Raw genomic sequence first — 17,020 nt, 5'->3', positions numbered from 1 at the left:
GCACCGCACGGGCGCGCGACACGCGCGGCCCGTGCGGTTGCACAAGAAGAAAGGATTGTCATGTCCAAGGAATTTGACGTCGTCGTGATCGGCGCCGGCCCCGGCGGCTACATCGCCGCGATCCGCGCCGCGCAGCTCGGCAAGACCGTTGCCTGTATCGAGAAGTGGAAGAACCCGGCCGGCGCGCTGAAGCTCGGCGGTACGTGCCTGAACGTCGGCTGCATCCCGTCGAAGGCGCTGCTCGCATCGTCGGAAGAGTTCGAGAACACGTCGCACCACCTGGCCGACCACGGCATCACGGTCGACGGCGTGAAGATCGACGTCGCGAAGATGCTCGGCCGCAAGGACGCGATCGTCGAGAAGATGACGAGCGGGATCGAGTTCCTGTTCAAGAAGAACAAGATCACCTGGCTGAAGGGCCATGGCAAGTTCACCGGCAAGACCGATGCCGGCGTGCAGATCGAAGTGAGCGGCGAAGGTGAAACCGAAGTCGTCACCGCAAAGAACGTGATCATCGCGACGGGCTCGAAGGCGCGTCACCTGCCGGGCATTCCGGTCGACAACAAGATCGTGTCGGACAACGAAGGTGCGCTGACGTTCGACTCGGTGCCGAAGAAGCTCGCCGTGATCGGCGCAGGCGTGATCGGCCTCGAGCTCGGCTCGGTGTGGCGCCGCCTCGGTGCCGAAGTGACGGTGCTCGAAGCGCTGCCGGCCTTCCTCGGCGCAGCTGACGAAGCGCTCGCGAAGGAAGCGGCCAAGCTGTTCAAGAAGCAGGGCCTCGACATCAACCTCGGCGTGAAGATCGGCGAAGTGAAGACGACCGCGAATGGCGTGTCGATCGCCTACACGGACAAGGACGGCAACGCGCAGACGCTCGACGCCGACCGCCTGATCGTGTCGGTCGGCCGCGTGCCGAACACCGACAACCTCGGCCTCGAGGCAATCGGCCTGAAGGCGAACGAGCGCGGCTTCATCGACGTGGACGACCACTGCCGCACGGCGGTGCCGAACGTGTACGCGATCGGCGACGTGGTGCGTGGCCCGATGCTCGCGCACAAGGCGGAAGACGAAGGCGTGCTGGTCGCGGAAGTGATCGACGGCCAGAAGCCGCACATCGACTACAACTGCATTCCGTGGGTGATCTACACGTACCCGGAAATCGCTTGGGTCGGCAAGACGGAGCAGCAGCTGAAGGCGGAAGGCCGCGAGATCAAGTCGGGCAAGTTCCCGTTCTCGATCAACGGCCGCGCGCTCGGCATGAACGCGCCGGACGGCTTCGTGAAGATGATCGCGGACGCGAAGACCGACGAACTGCTCGGCGTGCACGTGATCGCGGCGAACGCGTCGGACCTGATCGCGGAAGCCGTGGTGGCGATGGAATTCAAGGCGGCGTCGGAAGACATCGCCCGCATCTGCCATCCGCACCCGTCGATGTCGGAAGTGATGCGCGAAGCGGCGCTCGCCGTCGACAAGCGCTCGCTGAACAGCTGAGCGCGGTATAAGCGCCGGCCGGCCATCGGCCGGCGCAGCCGTCTCATGACGAAGGCGGGCGGGGATTCCCGCCCGCCTTCGTTTTTTCCGGTTTGCCCGATGAACGTCACCGAATACTACACGCGCGAACTGACCACGCGCGGCTATCAGTCCGATCCCGCACAGCGCGCGGCCGTCGATCGCCTGCAGCAATGTTTCGACGAGTGGGTCGAGTACAAGGCGCGCCGCTCGAACGCATTCAAGAAGCTCATCAATCATCCCGACCTTCCGCGCGGCGTCTACATGTGGGGCGGCGTCGGTCGCGGCAAGAGCTTCCTGATGGACAGCTTCTTCGCGGTCGTGCCCGTGCAGCGCAAGACGCGCCTGCATTTCCACGAATTCATGCGCGAAGTGCACCGCGAGCTCGAGGAGCTGAAAGGGCAGGCCGATCCGCTCGACGAACTCGCACGGCGCATCGCGAAGCGCTACCGGTTGATCTGCTTCGACGAGTTCCACGTGTCGGACATTGCCGATGCGATGATTCTGTACCGTCTGCTCGACCGCCTGTTCAACAACGGCGTGCAGTTCGTGATGACGTCCAACTATGATCCCGACGACCTGTATCCGGACGGCCTGCATCGCGACCGCATGCTGCCGGCGATCGCGCTGATCAAGTCCAAGCTCGACGTACTCAACGTCGATGCGGGCGTCGATTATCGCCAGCGCACGCTCGCGCAGGTGAAGATGTATCACACGCCGCTCGGCGCGGATGCCGATCGCGAATTGCGGCATGCGTTTCAGAAGCTCGCTGCCGTTCCTGACGAAAGCCCGCTCCTGCATATCGAGAAGCGCGAACTGAAGGCGCTGCGCAAGGCGGACGGCGTCGTATGGTTCGACTTCGCGACGCTGTGCGGCGGCCCGCGCTCGCAGAACGACTATCTCGAGCTGGCGAGCCGCTTCCACGCGATCGTGCTGTCCGAAGTGCCGCAGATGTCGCCGCGGATGGCGTCCGAGGCGCGGCGCTTCACGTGGCTCATCGACGTGCTGTACGACCACAAGGTCAAGCTGCTGATGTCCGCGGCGGTGCCGGCGGAGCAGTTGTACATCGAAGGCCCGATGGCCAACGAGTTTGCCCGTACGGTCTCGCGAATCGTCGAGATGCAGTCGGAGGAATACATCGAAACGCCGCGCCGCATCGTCGATACGTCGCTGACTTGAGTGCGATTTCCGGCAATTGACGGAATTCAAACGTCAATTCCGGTCAAATTAAAGCAATCTCAGGGTAATTTCGGATTTGTCTTATATTCATTGTTGAGGTGAGCCGATATCGTTGTGTCATGGTTACTAAGGCTGGAGATATCCATGACACCGTATCGCGATCTGACCGATCAAGAGTGGCGCTGCGTTGCGTCGCTTCTGCCCGAAATGCAGCCGCGCACCGAGTTGCGCGGCCGCCCGTTGGCCAATACGCGTGCCGTCCTGAACGGCGTGCTCTGGGTGATCTACAGTGGTGCAACGTGGTCGGCCATGCCGCGTCGTTACCCTTCGTACCAAACTTGCCATCGTCGCTTCAAGGTCTGGCACGAGACGGGCACGTTGATGAGTGTCATGCGTGAACTCTATGGCGACGCAGGCGTGAATCTGTGCAACGAGTTGTCCACGCGGATGCGCAAGCACACGCAATCGAAGGCGGCGGAAGCACGCAGCAATGCGGCGCCCGCGTATCGCGCACCGGGCAGCTATGCGTCGGACACGCTGAAGCATGCAGCGTGATGTTGATCAGTTCCCGCCACGCATGCACCAAAACAAAATCGGCCTGACGACTTCGTCGCAGGCCGATTTTTTCATTGAGCCGCGCATTTAAGCGCGAGCCGCATTATTGCTGGCGAACCCAGGTCTGCGAACGGCCGAGCAGCGACACGCCGATGTAACCGCGCACGACGAGTTTCTGGCCACCGTCTTCGAGCGTCATCTTGCACTTGTAGACCTTGCCGTTCTCCGGGTCGAGAATGTTGCCGCCGTCCCAGTGGTCGCCTTCCTTCTTCATGGCCTTGATGATCGTCATGCCCTTGATGAGCTGATCCTTGCGTTCGTCCGTGCAGGCGGTGCAGCGGCGATCAGGCGTATCGTTCGCGCCGAGGCCCTTCACGACCTTGCCGGTCAGCGCACCATCACCGTCCTCGGCGATCTGCACGAGCGCCTTCGGCTGATGCGTGTTGTCGTCGATCGTCTGCCACATGCCGATGGGGCTGTCTGCTTGTGCGAACGTGGGAGCGGCGCAAGCGAGCAGTACGCCGGCGACGGCGATGGCACGAAACGGGCGGGTCAGTTGAATCATTGTCGTCCTCCTTGTTTTGCATGTCGTGTTCGATTTGCTCGCACGACCGTCTGCATGGGGCGGGGCATGTTGCGAGCTTCGCCAGAATACGTGAAACAACGCGCCACGTTTGATAGAGGGGACTCTAATCGAAACAGCCCGCGGGCGCGGGCTGTTGGGTGGCCGATCAGTTGAGCTGATATGAGAATGCGGCGTTGATGCGCGGGCTGCGTGACGCGCTTTCGACGGGAGCGTCACCCACCGGCTTCGCGACGTTCAGGTCGAGGCTGTAGAAGCGGCTGTCGGTGAAACGCACGCCGATGCCGACCGACGACATGCGGTTCGGCGACGGTGTGCCTGCGTGCAGGTACACACGCGCCATGTCATAGGCGATGTACGGCGTAACGGACTTCATATACGTCCAGCCCGGCGTGAAGCCGCGGTTGACCTCCAGCGACATCCCCCATCCCGAGTCACCCGACGCTTCGCCCGGCTGATAGCCGAGCGCGTAACGCGTCGAGCCGAACGAGATCTGCTCGGACGTCGGCAGCGAGTCGGGGCTGTATTGCCCGGTCAGCGAAACCGACGTGCCGATCCGGAACGGCCACTCGTTGGTTTGCGTGAAGGTCGCGCCGGTACGGACGAAGGTCAGTGATGTCGGGTCGGCGTACGTGATCGTCGAGCCGTTTGCCTGGGCGGTCTGCGACTTCGATGCGCCGAGGATGTCGAACGCCTTGGCCACGTTGACGCTCAACTTTCGCACTTGCTTCGGCTGGACGTTCGTGTAGTCGAGTTGCAGTTGCAGCACGCGAACCTGCGACCGATTGTTGAGGGTCGCGCCGGTGATCTGGTTCTGGTAATTGTCCTCGTTGTGCGCTGCGTAGCCCGACACCGTGCCGAGCAGGCTGCGCTGGTTGTTCAGCAGTATCGGATAGGATGCCGAAAGACCGAGCTTCTCGTTCTTGACCGTACGCTGGATGTACGACGGCAAGCCAGGATTGTCCGTCGGCTTGCCGCGATAGGTGCTCGCGTCGAGGCGCGTGATCAGGCCGCTGCTGCCCACGGGTATCGCGCCGCTGAATGCGAAATAAGTTTGCTTGTCGCGCCCCGGCGGCGCCAGCGCGGAAATGCTCAGTTGCTCGCCGAACGACGTGAGGCCGTTTTCGGTCGCGGTGATGAGACCCTGGACGCCCGGGTGGTTGAAGTCGATACCGGTGCTGACGTTGAACGGCTTGCGGTCGACCGCGAGTTCGAGCGTCGTGGCGCCGTCGGTGGTTTGCGGCGGCGGTACGTTCGCCTTGACCGTGAGGCCGGGCAACAGGCCGAACGTGTTCACGTAGCGTTCGAACGTCGCGCGGCGCAGCGGGCGATCGGCAGTGATATGCGAGGCGATCGCACGAATCTTCGATTCCATTGCACCGGGCTTGCCGGTGACCTTGACGTCCGACACATAGCCTTCGACAACCGTGATGCGCACGACGCCGTTCTCGAACGTCTGCGCAGGAACGAACGCGAACGACAGCGCGAAGCCGCGATCCTGGTACAGCTTCGTCACGCCGTTGGCGGTTTCGATCAGCTCGCCGATCGTGATGTCCTTGCCGACGAGCGGGGTGAAGCGACGCGAGATCTCGTCGAACGGAACGGATTTCACGCCTTCGACCTGGAATGTGGTCGGTGTCAGGTGACGCGACAGCAACTCCTGCAATTGCGGTGCTTGCGGTGCGACCTGCACGGTCACGTTCGGGCCGGTTTTCGGCGCGTTGATCTGGGGCAGGGAGTCGAGCGGGTTACCGCCGACGCGCGTTTGTGCATGTGCCGTGCCTGCTGCCGCGATGGCGAGCAGCATCATCCATCTGTCGAGTCTGGATTTCATTGTTCTTCCTCGTTGGCCTTGCTCTTCGTCTTCTTTGTAATGCCGGCGCGCGACACCAGGGTGCCGCGCGCCGCGTGCCGCAATGCCGGTTGTGTTTGTACGGCCGCGCCATTCGCTCCGGCTGCGAAGGTGCGACCGTCCTCCTTACTTGCCAACGCTACCCAGCGTACCCAGCAACCCCGTTACCGGTGCCAGCAGCCCCGTCGAGCTGCCGCCCGACGTTGCCGTACCCGTGACGCCGCCAACCAGCGACGTGACCGGTGCGAGCGGGCTCGATCCCCCGGATCCTGCTGCGCCGCCGACTGCTCCGGTGACAGTATTCAGCAAACCGGTGACAGGCGCGAGAGGGTTTGCACTGCCTGCGCCACCCGTCGCGCCACCGAGCGTGCCCGTGACCGTCGACACGAGATTCGTGACGGGGGCGAGCGGGCCGCCGCTGCCGCCCGCCGCACCGCTCAGTGCACCGGTGACGGTGGAGACGAGGCCGGTGACGGGCGCGAGCGGGCTGCTGCCCGAACCGCCGGTCGCGCCGCCGAGTGCGCCCGTGAGCGAACCGAGCGGCGTCGAGCCGAGACCCGACAGCAGGCCGCCGAGCGGATTCGTCGAGCCGGAGCCTGACGACGTGCCGTTCTGTACGGTCGCCGTCGAGCCGCCGACGAGGCTCGTGATCAGGCCGGGGATCGGTGCCGCGCCGTTCGGGCCGTTCGGGTTGACGAGGCCACCCGCGTTGGTCACGGTGTTGCCGACTGCCGTGACGAGCTGACCGACGTCGCCGACGAGCGGCTGGCTCGACGTGCCGCCCACCTGCTTGCCGGCCGAGCTGATCGCGCCGCCGACCTGGCCGAGCAGGCCCGAGACGGGTTGGCCGAGGCCGGTCGTCGTGCCGACCTGTTGCGTGACCTGGCCGGCGGTGATCACGAGCGGCGTGATTGCCGAGCTGAGCGGTTGCGTGACCTGCTGCACGGCGCCAGACGACAGTGTCGAGCCGATCGTCGTGCCGGCAGCCGTCAAGCCGTTGGCCACCGTGTCGAGCACGGTGCCGACCGGCGTCGTGACGGGCGCGAGCGGCGCGAGCTGGCCGGTGCCGAGCGCCTTGACCGTCGAACTCAGGCCGGACACCGTGTTGCTCGTCGCGCCGACCACGTTGCCGAGGCCCGCGACGGTCGTGCCGACCGGATCCTTGGTCGTGCCGATCTGTCCCAGCCCGTTGCTCACCGCGTCGGCGGCTGCGCCGACGATCGTGCCGGTGCTGGAGAGCGTGCTGCCGACACCCTTCGTCACGCCGTCGCCCAGGCCCGGCACGCTGATGTTGCCGACCGTGCTGCCGAGGTCGGTGGCCGTCTGGCCGACCGTGCTGACCACGCCCTTGGTGCCGGTGGACGTACCGCTGGTGCCGCTCGTGCTTGGCGTACCGCTCGTGCTCGGGTTGTTATTGTTGTTGCTGCTGGTGGGCGGCGAGCTGACGCCACCGCCGCCGCAGGCGGCCAGCAGGCAGGCGGCGGCGAAGGCCGTGAGGGGCGCGCGCCACTGGCGCAGGGCGACTGTCGTGAGAGAACGTTGCTGGGACATGATGGACTCCTCGCTGTCTTGTCGATTGATGGATGTCGGTTTACTTGCCGTGCGTGCCGCCGAGCAGGCCGCCGATCAGCGACGTGACGGGCGCGAGCGGATTCGACGACGAACCCGAGTTCGTGACGGCGCCCGTGCCGCCGGTCAATGCCGGTGCGCCGACCGTGCTGGTCACCGTGGACACGACGTTCGTCACCGGAGCGAGCGGGCTGCTGCCGCCTGCACCGCCCGTCGCGCCGCCGAGTGCGCCCGTGACCGCGCCGAGGAGACCCGTGACCGGGGCGAGCGGGCCACCGCTCGTGCCGCCCGTGGCGCCGCCGAGTGCGCCCGTGACCGTCGAGACGAGGCCGGTGACCGGAGCGAGCGGGCCGCCGCTGCCGCCTGCTGCGCCGCCGAGTGCGCCCGTGACCGTGGAGACGAGGCCGGTGACCGGAGCGAGCGGGCCGCCGCTGCCGCCTGCTGCGCCGCCGAGCGCACCCGTGACCGTCGAGACGAGGCCGGTAACCGGGGCGAGCGGGCCGCCGCTGCCGCCTGCTGCGCCGCCGAGTGCGCCCGTGACCGTCGAGACGAGGCCGGTAACCGGGGCGAGCGGGCCGCTGCCGCCGCCTGCTGCGCCGCCGAGCGCACCCGTGACCGTGGAGACGAGGCCGGTGACCGGGGCGAGCGGGCTGCTGGCGCCACCCGTTGCGCCGCCGAGCGTACCCGTGACCGTCGTGAGGAGACCCGTGAGCGGTGCGAGCGGGTTGGTCACCCCGCCGGTGCCGCCCGTGAGCAGGCCGCCGACGGCCTTCACGGTGTTGCCCGTCGACGAGACCGTGTTGCCAAGGCCGGTCGTGACAGGGTTGCCGCCCGCCGACGCGAGCAGGGCGCCGGCCTGGTTCAGGCCGTTGCCGACCGTGCCGAGCAGCGTGTTGACGGGCGCGCCGAGGCCGGTCGCGGTGCCGATCGTCTGGGTCGTCTGGCCGACCATCGTCGTGATCGGCGTGATGGCCGAGCTGACCGTCTGCGTGACTTGCTGGATCGGGCCGGTCGACAGCGCGTTGGTGAGGGTGGTGCCGCCGTTCGATACGGCGCCGCCGAGCGTCGACACGAGGCCGCCGACGGCGCCCGTGACCGGTGCCAGCGGCGTCAGCGGGCCGCTGCCGAGGCTCGAGACCAGATTGCCCGTCTGCGTGACCGCGCCGCCGAGCTGGTTGACCACGCCGCCCGTGCTGGCGAGCGTGGTGCCGAGCGGATCCTTCGTCGCGCCAAGCTGGCCGAGACCGTTGCCAAGGCCGTTGCCCAGTGCGGTCACGGCGCCGCCAACGCTCTGCACGATGCCGCCTGCGGCTTGCGTGGTGGCCGGGTTGACACCCGGCAGCGACTGGTTGGCAATGACGGAGCCGAGGCCCGAGACGGTTCCACCGGCGCTCGTGAGGATGTTGCTGCTGCTTGCGAGGACAGTTCCCACTGGGTTCGACGACACACCCGAGGTGCCGCTCGTGCCCGACGTACCGCTGGTGCCGGAGGTGCCGCTCGTGCCCGAGGTGCCGCTGGTGCCGCTGGTGCCGGAGGTGCCGCTCGTGCCCGAGGTGCCGCTGGTGCCGGACGTACCGCTGGTGCCCGAGGTACCGCTGGTGCCGCTCGTGCCCGAAGTACCGCTCGTGCCGGAGGTGGAGATCGTATCGCCGCCGCCCGAGCTCGAGCCGCCGCCGAGCCCCTGGCTGATGGAGCCGGAACCGCCGCACGCGGAGAGGGAAAGCATGGCTGCAACGGTGGCCGCGATCAGAGTCGTCCGGAACACGCCATGGGGGATAACCTTAATGTCCATTTCGTCCTCGCATTAAAAATGTGTTGTGAACTTCGTTGTGTTGAGTGGTGCGAGGACTACTCTGCAACTGTCGTGCCATTTCGATGCTCGACGGTTCGACAACAGGTTTTAAACGGGGCAATTCCTTGTCGGAAAAGGAGGTTATGGAAATTGAAAGATTGTTGAATCTGTTTAAGGACAGACGAATGAGAACGGTTTCGCGCGTTTCGTAACGTAACGTCACAACATTGGCGTTACGCGTGCGGCGTAACGTGGGGGGCGTGCAGGCTTGGTGGACGAGGCAATTGTTTTACTGGTGGATTAGGTGTGCACATCTAACCTATCGTAAATCCTATGTGTAAGTCGTACCGAAACGCCGTACAAATACGTTGTGCTCCTGGTCATTTTTTTCGATCCGTGTCGTTAAAAGAGGTTGGAATTTAAATGGGATCGGATATAGAATCGGCAGCAGATGTAAGCAAATGTACGGTTCGGTACACAACGTTCGAGGAGGGTCACTATCGCGAATGTTAACTTGCATCAAATGTTGAGCCATGCCCCTCGGGGCAATCTATAAAGAAAGTGCACCCGATTGTCGCTACAGCAGATGTGGCGAACAGAGCGGGGCAACCGGCCAGATATGCGAGGACGTATACGTATAAAAGGCCAAAGAACGTAAATACAGGCACGAGGAATAAAATGAAAGCAATGATGATTCGCTTCCTTCGGGAAGAAGACGGGGTTACCGCGATCGAGTATGGTCTGATTGCGGGTCTGATTGCGGCCTTGATCATCGGTAGCGTCACCACTATCGGTACCAAGATCTCGGCGCTGTTCACCACGATTGCCAATACGTTGCCGACCGGCTGATCCTCGTTAGTTCGATGGGTGGCGAGCGGTCCGTTTTCGCGGCCCGCTCGCCCTTACGTCGACATGGTCGGTCGATCGCGATATGGCACATCTTCTCAGTACCAGCATTTTTTTTGCCTGGGCGACGCTCGTTGCCGCCGGTGATATTCGATTTCGGCTTGTTCGAAATACGCTTGTCGTCGTCGGACTCCTGGCGGCGCTTGCCAGTGCATTGGCCAATGCAAATCCGTTTGGTATTTCAGTCGGGCAGGCATTGATCGGCATGCTCGTCGGATTCTTGAGCTTTTTCCCGCTTTTTGCATTTCGCGTGATGGGCGCGGCGGACGTGAAGGTGTTCGCGGTTCTCGGCGCGTGGTGCGGTTTGTCGATACTGCCGTGGCTGTGGGTTGTCGCCAGCCTGGTGGCCGGTATACATGTCCTCGCGCTGATGACGCTGTCCCATACGCCGCTGGGCGCGCTGTGGTCGCGCGGTTCGCCGACGTTCGCGCTCGGTGCGCGGCGGGCGACGCCGTATGCGGCCTGTCTCGTCGCGCCTGCAGCGATATGGCTGGCCTATCTCGTCGTTACCGGGGGGGTGCAATGAAGCGACAGTGCCGGCCGCGGTCGTGGCGGCGTCAGCAGGGGGCGACGGCGGTCGAGTTCGCGCTGGTGTTTCCGCTGTTCTTCCTGATCATGTACGCGATCGTGACGTACGGGCTGATCTTCGCCGTTCAGCAGGGCTTGACGCTCGCGGCGACCGAAGGCGCGCGTACGGCGCTGAATTATGTCTACGAGTCCAACGGGTCGGGGGCGCAGGCGCTGACGGACCGTGCGAAGGCGGCACAGTCGACGGCGGTCGGGCTCACGACGTGGCTGGCCAACGTTCAGATTCCGACGCCGGTGTCGGGGGCATGCAGTTACGACGCAACCATGTATTGTGTGACGGTCACGGTGACGTACCCGTACAAGACCAACCCGCTGGTTCCATCGCTGCCCCTGCTCGGACTCGTTACGCCGACGCAGTTGACCGGCACGGCAACCGTGCAGATCAACCCGGCCACCATTTTATGAAACGGACGCCGGGCGGCGCGCGGTAACAGGTGCAAGCGGCGTTCGCATATCGACATAACAACATTTACGGCACTCGACATTCACCATGGGCAACAACTTGACGAAGATCATCGCCGGGCTGCTGATTGCGCTCGCCGTGCTGCTCGGGATCTATGCGTGGATGCTTGGCCGCGCGCCGGCCCATCCGCCGGCCGCGGCGCCCGCTGTGGCGACGGTGCAGACGGTCCCGGTGGTCGTGGCGACGCGTCTGTTGCCGGCTGGTCAACCGATTCCGGCCGATGCCCTGAAGCTGGCTTCGGCACCCATGATGCCGACCGGCGGCTTCAGCGATCCGTCGCTGCCTGTCGGTCGTATTCCGGCGAACGACATTCTTGCCGCCGCGCCGGTCGTCGAGGGCGGCTTGACGTCGGGGCTGGCGAACCAGGTGGCGCCCGGCGAACGGGCGGTGGCCATCAAGGTCGACGAGACGAATGCGGTCGGAAACCGGTTGCGCCCCGGCAACTTTGTCGACGTGTTCCTGAATTTGCGGCGCGACAACTCGGGGATGGCGCAAACCGGCTCGGAAATTCCCAATTCACAGGCGCGATTGCTGATGTCGAAGCTGCGGATCCTGTCGTTCGGCGACGCGACGCCCGATCGTGACGGCAGCGGCGGCCCGGGCGGCGCGGTACGGACCGCCGTGCTCGCCGTGCCGACGGCACAGGTCGATGCGCTGACGCTCGCGGAAGCAAGCGGCCGGCTGACGCTGGCACTGCGCAATCCGCGCGATGACGAAGTCGCGACGCAGACGGTCGCGATCCGCACGGCCGGTGACCTGACGCCTTCCGGGCAGGCGGCCGCCGGCGTGTGGCTCGATGAACTTTCAGGCGGGCGGGCACGCAATACGCCCCGCGTGCAGGCGCCGGCGCGTGCGCCGCGCGCACCGATCGTCGCGCGCGAAGGCGGGAGCAGTATTGAAGTGATTCGGGGTGGGCGAACCGAAACGGTCGCTTATTGACAACCTAAACACGGTCATCGACAGCAGTAACGGAAGGGAGAAGGCCGTATGACGGTCTCCGACACAATGACAAAAAAACTGATTGCATACGCGATTGCCATCTGGGCCATGACCTTCGCCGTGTTGTCCGGGGCCGCCGGCACAAACGGGTCGATCGATCTGGCGGTCGGCTCGCAGCGACAGGTCGCTACCGGCCGCACGCTGCAGCGGATCGCGGTGGGCGATCCGTCGGTCGTCGACGTGCTGGTCATGAAGGGCAGTCGCGCCGGCAATGTGCTGCTGGTTGCGAAGGCGCCGGGTTCGACGAATGTGATGCTGTGGGAGCGCGGTCGCGACGAGCCGACCGTGTGGAACGTCAATGTCGTCGATGCAGCCGCACAGGCCGTGCTGGACGGCGCGGGACCGTCCGTGAGGGCGTATGGCGGCGCGGCAGTCGTGTCGGGCGCGGCAGCGTCGCTTGACGCGCACGAGCGGGCAGTTGCCGTCGGCAAGCGGATGGGCGGCAAGGATGCGGCGGTGATCGATGCGTCGACGGTCGGCAATCGGAACGTCGTGCAAGTCGACGTCCGGGTCGTGGAATTCAGCCGTTCGGTGCTGAAGGAAGCGGGGCTGAATTTCTTCAAGCAGAGCAACGGATTCGCTTTCGGCGCATTTTCGCCGGGCGGTCTCCAGTCGGTGACCGGCGGGGGGACGGGGGCATTCCAGGCGACGGGCGGCATTCCGATCGCGTCCGCGTTCAACCTGGTGGTGAATTCGGCGGGGCGCGGCATTTTCGGCAATATTTCGATTCTCGAGGCGAACAATCTGGCCCGTGTGCTCGCGCAGCCGACCCTCGTGGCGTTGTCCGGGCAAAGCGCCAGCTTTCTCGCCGGTGGCGAAATTCCCGTGCCGGTGCCGCAGGCGCTCGGCTCGACGGCGATCGACTGGAAGCAGTACGGCGTCGGCCTGACCCTGACGCCGACCGTGCTGAGCCAGCGCCGCATCGCACTCAAGGTGGCGCCCGAATCGAGCCAGCTCGACTTCCAGCATGGCGTCACGATCAACAGCGTCTCGGTGCCGGCGATCACGACTCGCCGCGCCGACACCACGGTCGAGCTCGGCGACGGGGAAAGCTTCGTGATCGGCGGCCTGATCGACCGCGAAACGATGTCGAACATCAACAAGGTGCCGGTCCTGGGCGACCTGCCGATCATCGGCGCCTTCTTCAAGTCGCTGAACTATCAGCAGAACGATAAGGAACTGGTGATCATCGTGACGCCGCATCTCGTTGCGCCGATCGCGAAGGGCGCGCCGTTGCCGACCACGCCGGGCGAATTGTCCGAACAGCGCGATGGTCCGGTGTGGCGGTCGTATCTTGGCGGTATCGCATCACCCGATGCGGCGCCCGGATTTTCGAAATGAATGCGGGACGAGATGTCGCGCGATATGTAACCGGGGGTGTTCAACATGAACGCGAGAACCCTATCGTTGGCTGAGCCTGCCGTGACCGATTATTTCGTGTGCGCATCGCAGCAGGACGAGCATGCCCGCTGGCTGGGCGAGACACTCGTGTCGGCCGGCACGGTGGAAGCCTTGTCGCTCGAACCGGGCGCGCTGAGCCAGCGCATCACGGGGCTCAATCCCGCGATCGTCTTCATCGATTTTTCCCGTGCGCACAGCGCGGCGAGCGCTGCCGCGGCTGCCGTACGGCTGGCCCATCCAGGCCTGCCGGTCGTCGCGCTCGGCACGCTCTCGGAGCCGGAAAGCGCGCTGGCCGCACTGCGGGCCGGCGTACGCGATTTCATCGACGTGTCCGGTAGTGCCGAGGATGCGTTGCGGATCACCCGCGGGTTGCTGGAACATACCGGCACCGAGCCGGCCAACCGGCACGGCAAAGTCGTCGCGTTGCTCGGCGCACGCGCCGGGATGGGCGTCAGCACGCTCGCCTCGAATCTGTCCGTGTGGCTGCACAAGCGCATGGGTTCGGCCGACCCGGAAGGCGGCACGCCTGCATTCGGCGTCGCCGCGCCTCACGCGCGGCAGACGGCGCTGGTCGATCTCGGGCTTCCCGCGGGCGACAGTGCGCTGTTCCTCAACACGCGCTGCGAATTCCATTTCGTCGAAGCCGTGCGCAACCTGCGGCGCATCGACCGGACGTTCGTCAATACCGCGCTGACGCGCCACGCGAGCGGCGTCGCGCTGACCACGTTGCCGCCCAATCTCGCCGACCTGCGCGACGTGTCGTACGCCGCATGCGTCGGGCTGTTGAACCGGCTGCGCGCGTTCTTCGATCAGCAGATCATCGATCTCGGCGGATTCACGAACCATGAATTCGTTGCGCAGATCACGGCGGTGGCCGACGAGGCGTGGCTCGTGTGCGACCAGGGCGTCGCCTCGATCGTCTCGGCGGTCGACCTGCTGGAAGGGCTGCGCGATGCGGGCGTCGACATCGGCAAGATTCGTCTCGTCGTCAACCAGTACGACGCGACGCTGAGCCTGACGCCGGCCCAGATCGCGGAACGGCTCGGCATTTCGCACCTGGCGACGCTGCCGGCGCGTCGCGTGGCAATCGGCCAGGCGGCCAACCAGGGGCGGCTGATCGTCGATACGGCCGAACGCGATCCTTATGTGCGTGCCCTCGAGCCGCTCGCAGATCGACTGGCCGGCCCGGTTTCCGCCGGCCAGCGCACCGCATTGGGCTTGTCCGCCCTGAAGCGTTTCATTCAACCTTCGTCCAGGCGATCGTAAGCGATGGCACACGACATCCAATTTGCCGACGGCGCAGCGCCGTTCTCCCAGTCGCAGCAGTTTCACGACATCAAGAATGCCGCGCACGAGCATCTGCTGACGCGCATCGAGGAACTCGGCGCCGAATTCGGCCGTTGGTCGCGCCAGGCGATCAACCAGTTCGTCGATCTGGAAATCGACAGCTTCGTGCGTCTGCGGCGCATTCCCCTGAACGAGACCGAGGTCAGGGCGATTGCGGAGGCGCTGACGAAAGAGCTCGCCGGGTTCGGTCCGATCGAGGACCTGCTCGCCGATCCGCACGTCGAGGACATCCTGATCAACGGCTACAACGACATCTACGTGTCGCGCCACGGCATCCTGGCGAAGCTGCCGATCCGTTTCACCGACAACGCGCACCTGCTGCGGATCGTGCGCCGCATCCTCGCGCCGATCGGCCGACGTCTCGATGAGTCGAACCCGATGGTCGACGCGCGGCTGCCGGACGGCGGGCGCGTCAACGTCGTGATCGAGCCGCTGTCGATCGACGGGCCGGTCGTCTCGATCCGGAAATTCCGCAAGGATCCGCTGAAGCCGGCCGACCTGCTCGCCAACGGCACGTTCAATACGGAAATCGGTACGTTGCTGGAAGCGGCGGTCGAGGCGCGCTGCAACGTCCTCGTGTCGGGCGGCACGAGCTCCGGCAAGACGTCGCTGCTCAATGCGCTCGCGTTTCACATTCCCGAGCACGAGCGGGTCGTGACGATCGAGGACACGGCCGAGCTTTCGCTGAATCACCCCCATGTCGTGCGTCTCGAGAGCCGCCCGGGCGGCTTCGACGGCAACGGCGTCGTGACGATCCGCGACCTGCTGCGCAATACGCTGCGGATGCGGCCGGATCGCATCATCGTCGGCGAAGTGCGCGGCGGCGAGGTGCTCGAGATGTTGCAGGCGATGAATACGGGGCACGACGGATCGATGGGTACCGTCCACGCGAGTTCGCCGCGCGAGTGTCTGTATCGCCTCGAGATGCTGGCCGGTTTCGCGGGTTTCCAGGGAACGGAATCGAGCCTGCGCCGGCAGATCGCGAATGCCATCGACTTCATCGTGCAGATCGGCCGGCTATCGAACGGCCGGCGCCGGATTCTTTCGGTTACCGAAGTGACCGGACTGTCCGACAACATCATCGCGACCCAGGAACTGTATCGCTACGAGGCGCGTGTGACGCCGGAGGGCGAAGAGGTCGACAACTGGGAGTCGCTCGGCATTCATCCGCATTCGCCGAAGCTCGCACGCTTCCGCCAGTCGCTGCAGGCCGCCGGTTTCGGCGGTAGCGGCGGCAGTGGTTTCGGTGGCGGCTTCGGGCGCGGGGGCGGGGGCTTCAATGTATAGCCTGATGGCCGGCGTGCTTGCAATGGCACTGCTTTGCGTGGCCGCCGCGTTGATGCTGTGGCGGCATGGCGAGGCGAAACGCGGCCGAGCCGACGTGCAGCGCTTCATCGACAGCCGCATCGAGCCGGCCGCGCGGGCGGCGGGTGCGATTCAGCGCGACGCGCGGCCGGCGCCGAACGTCGCGGCCGCGTCCGGCGCGGCGCGCGCGCAATCCGCCGCGCCGGCGTCGCGCTGGGCACACTGGCGCGAGATCGCGATGGAATACCTCGCCAACCTGGCGAGTCGTGCAGGGATCGAGGATGCACGCGGCAAGGCGCTTCTCGCGCTATTGGGATTGGCCGCGGTCGGGCTCGTGGCCGGTAACCGGGGCGGCTGGCTCGCTTGCATCGCCGCGCTCGTGTGCGGCGCGTCGCTGCTCGTGTTCTGGCTCGTGTCCCGCATTCAGCGGCGGCGCCTGGCGATCGTGCGCCAGTTGCCGTCGTTCCTCGACGGCATCGTGCGTCTCGTCACGCTCGGCAACAGCGTGCCGGCGGCGTTCCAGGCTGCGCTGCTGACGACGGAGGCGCCGTTGCGCGGGTGTCTGGACCACGTATCGCGGATGTTGCGCACCGGGGTCGAGATCGACCGTGCGATGGGGCATATCGCGAGCGTCTATCAGACCAAGGAGTTCGAACTGGTCGGTTCGGTGCTGCGGCTCTCGGTTCGGTACGGCGGCCGCGCCGACGTCATGCTCGACCGGATGTCGACGTTCATGCGCGACCTCGAGCAGGCCGAGCGGGAGCTGGCGGCGATGTCGTCGGAGACGCGGTTGTCCGCGTGGGTGCTGGTCATGTTGCCGATTGCGATCGGCAGTTTCGTGATCGCGACGAATCCGCTCTATCTCCAGTCGATGTGGAACGACTACACGGGACGTCAGCTGTTGTTCGTCGCCTTCATGCTGCAGTTCGCGGGCGGGATCTGGTTGTACCACATGGCCAAACTCAGGTGACG

Annotated in this window: 15 protein-coding genes; 11 read left to right on the top strand and 4 right to left on the bottom strand. The window is 65.3% G+C overall.

The window, feature by feature from the left end; genetic code table 11:
- The first annotated feature begins 60 nt into the window (after window positions 1-60).
- The 3 genes from lpdA (at window position 61) to LGM89_RS36800 (ending at window position 3,243) form a co-directional block, all read left to right on the top strand.
- The gene (gene lpdA, locus LGM89_RS36810; protein WP_089425219.1) at window positions 61-1,491 is read left to right on the top strand and encodes a dihydrolipoyl dehydrogenase; all 1,431 of its coding nucleotides are present in this window, start codon (window positions 61-63) and stop codon (window positions 1,489-1,491) included.
- A gap of 99 nt (window positions 1,492-1,590) precedes the next feature.
- The gene (zapE, locus tag LGM89_RS36805) at window positions 1,591-2,688 is read left to right on the top strand and encodes a cell division protein ZapE (protein ID WP_226275793.1); all 1,098 of its coding nucleotides are present in this window, start codon (window positions 1,591-1,593) and stop codon (window positions 2,686-2,688) included.
- Window positions 2,689-2,832: 144 nt separating this feature from the next.
- Entirely contained in the window at window positions 2,833-3,243 is a 411-nt protein-coding gene (locus LGM89_RS36800; protein WP_089494720.1) for a transposase, read from the top strand.
- Between the two features lie 103 nt (window positions 3,244-3,346).
- Here LGM89_RS36800 and LGM89_RS36795 read toward each other — a convergent pair whose 3' ends face one another.
- The 4 genes from LGM89_RS36795 to LGM89_RS36780 all read right to left on the bottom strand — a co-directional run bounded on the left by LGM89_RS36795 (window position 3,347) and on the right by LGM89_RS36780 (window position 9,039).
- Window positions 3,347-3,808 carry a DUF2147 domain-containing protein gene (locus LGM89_RS36795; RefSeq protein ID WP_046545504.1) on the bottom strand — a complete coding sequence of 154 codons (462 nt, stop codon included), beginning with the start codon at window positions 3,806-3,808 and terminating at the stop codon, window positions 3,347-3,349.
- Between the two features lie 166 nt (window positions 3,809-3,974).
- Entirely contained in the window at window positions 3,975-5,660 is a 1,686-nt protein-coding gene (locus LGM89_RS36790) for a ShlB/FhaC/HecB family hemolysin secretion/activation protein (RefSeq protein ID WP_226206444.1), read from the bottom strand.
- Between the two features lie 144 nt (window positions 5,661-5,804).
- Window positions 5,805-7,229, bottom strand: coding sequence for a collagen-like triple helix repeat-containing protein (locus LGM89_RS36785; protein ID WP_089494722.1), 1,425 nt, complete (start codon window positions 7,227-7,229; stop codon window positions 5,805-5,807).
- A 40-nt stretch (window positions 7,230-7,269) separates the two neighbouring features.
- Window positions 7,270-9,039 (bottom strand): collagen-like triple helix repeat-containing protein, encoded by a 1,770-nt coding sequence (locus LGM89_RS36780; RefSeq protein WP_226275791.1) that lies wholly within the window; start codon window positions 9,037-9,039, stop codon window positions 7,270-7,272.
- A gap of 678 nt (window positions 9,040-9,717) precedes the next feature.
- Between LGM89_RS36780 and LGM89_RS36775 the strand changes: the two genes are divergently transcribed.
- The 8 genes from LGM89_RS36775 to LGM89_RS36740 all read left to right on the top strand — a co-directional run bounded on the left by LGM89_RS36775 (window position 9,718) and on the right by LGM89_RS36740 (window position 17,018).
- Window positions 9,718-9,888: a Flp family type IVb pilin gene (locus LGM89_RS36775; RefSeq protein ID WP_089472660.1), complete on the top strand. Its 171-nt coding sequence runs from the start codon at window positions 9,718-9,720 to the stop codon at window positions 9,886-9,888.
- A gap of 82 nt (window positions 9,889-9,970) precedes the next feature.
- Window positions 9,971-10,471 carry a prepilin peptidase gene (locus LGM89_RS36770; protein ID WP_089494724.1) on the top strand — a complete coding sequence of 167 codons (501 nt, stop codon included), beginning with the start codon at window positions 9,971-9,973 and terminating at the stop codon, window positions 10,469-10,471.
- Complete coding sequence (locus tag LGM89_RS36765; RefSeq protein ID WP_089494725.1) at window positions 10,468-10,938, top strand: TadE/TadG family type IV pilus assembly protein; 471 nt, start codon at window positions 10,468-10,470, stop codon at window positions 10,936-10,938. Before LGM89_RS36770 ends, LGM89_RS36765 begins: the two co-directional genes overlap by 4 nt.
- An 85-nt stretch (window positions 10,939-11,023) precedes the next feature.
- The gene (cpaB, locus tag LGM89_RS36760) at window positions 11,024-11,935 is read left to right on the top strand and encodes a Flp pilus assembly protein CpaB (RefSeq protein WP_089494726.1); all 912 of its coding nucleotides are present in this window, start codon (window positions 11,024-11,026) and stop codon (window positions 11,933-11,935) included.
- 66 nt (window positions 11,936-12,001) lie between these two features.
- Window positions 12,002-13,336 carry a type II and III secretion system protein family protein gene (locus LGM89_RS36755; RefSeq protein WP_089472664.1) on the top strand — a complete coding sequence of 445 codons (1,335 nt, stop codon included), beginning with the start codon at window positions 12,002-12,004 and terminating at the stop codon, window positions 13,334-13,336.
- Window positions 13,337-13,381: 45 nt separating this feature from the next.
- Complete coding sequence (locus tag LGM89_RS36750; protein WP_089473244.1) at window positions 13,382-14,662, top strand: fimbrial protein; 1,281 nt, start codon at window positions 13,382-13,384, stop codon at window positions 14,660-14,662.
- Between the two features lie 3 nt (window positions 14,663-14,665).
- Complete coding sequence (locus LGM89_RS36745) at window positions 14,666-16,030, top strand: CpaF family protein (RefSeq protein WP_089494727.1); 1,365 nt, start codon at window positions 14,666-14,668, stop codon at window positions 16,028-16,030.
- Window positions 16,023-17,018, top strand: coding sequence for a type II secretion system F family protein (locus LGM89_RS36740; protein WP_179254808.1), 996 nt, complete (start codon window positions 16,023-16,025; stop codon window positions 17,016-17,018). Before LGM89_RS36745 ends, LGM89_RS36740 begins: the two co-directional genes overlap by 8 nt.
- Window positions 17,019-17,020 lie beyond the last annotated feature (2 nt).

The organism is Burkholderia sp. AU31624, assembly GCF_020420065.1.
Classification (GTDB): Bacteria; Pseudomonadota; Gammaproteobacteria; order Burkholderiales; family Burkholderiaceae; genus Burkholderia.
Note: the sequence above shows the minus strand (reverse complement) of the source record. Positions and strands in the feature narration are given on the sequence as shown.

Coding starts and splice junctions, on each gene's coding strand:
- LGM89_RS36795 (WP_046545504.1), bottom strand. CDS start 3,808: ATGATTCAACTGACCCGCCCGTTTCGTGCCATCGCCGTCGCCGGCGTA.
- LGM89_RS36780 (WP_226275791.1), bottom strand. CDS start 9,039: ATGGACATTAAGGTTATCCCCCATGGCGTGTTCCGGACGACTCTGATC.
- cpaB (WP_089494726.1), top strand. CDS start 11,024: ATGGGCAACAACTTGACGAAGATCATCGCCGGGCTGCTGATTGCGCTC.
- LGM89_RS36785 (WP_089494722.1), bottom strand. CDS start 7,229: ATGTCCCAGCAACGTTCTCTCACGACAGTCGCCCTGCGCCAGTGGCGC.
- LGM89_RS36775 (WP_089472660.1), top strand. CDS start 9,718: ATGAAAGCAATGATGATTCGCTTCCTTCGGGAAGAAGACGGGGTTACC.
- LGM89_RS36740 (WP_179254808.1), top strand. CDS start 16,023: ATGTATAGCCTGATGGCCGGCGTGCTTGCAATGGCACTGCTTTGCGTG.
- LGM89_RS36755 (WP_089472664.1), top strand. CDS start 12,002: ATGACAAAAAAACTGATTGCATACGCGATTGCCATCTGGGCCATGACC.
- LGM89_RS36770 (WP_089494724.1), top strand. CDS start 9,971: ATGGCACATCTTCTCAGTACCAGCATTTTTTTTGCCTGGGCGACGCTC.
- LGM89_RS36750 (WP_089473244.1), top strand. CDS start 13,382: ATGAACGCGAGAACCCTATCGTTGGCTGAGCCTGCCGTGACCGATTAT.
- zapE (WP_226275793.1), top strand. CDS start 1,591: ATGAACGTCACCGAATACTACACGCGCGAACTGACCACGCGCGGCTAT.
- lpdA (WP_089425219.1), top strand. CDS start 61: ATGTCCAAGGAATTTGACGTCGTCGTGATCGGCGCCGGCCCCGGCGGC.
- LGM89_RS36790 (WP_226206444.1), bottom strand. CDS start 5,660: ATGAAATCCAGACTCGACAGATGGATGATGCTGCTCGCCATCGCGGCA.
- LGM89_RS36800 (WP_089494720.1), top strand. CDS start 2,833: ATGACACCGTATCGCGATCTGACCGATCAAGAGTGGCGCTGCGTTGCG.
- LGM89_RS36765 (WP_089494725.1), top strand. CDS start 10,468: ATGAAGCGACAGTGCCGGCCGCGGTCGTGGCGGCGTCAGCAGGGGGCG.
- LGM89_RS36745 (WP_089494727.1), top strand. CDS start 14,666: ATGGCACACGACATCCAATTTGCCGACGGCGCAGCGCCGTTCTCCCAG.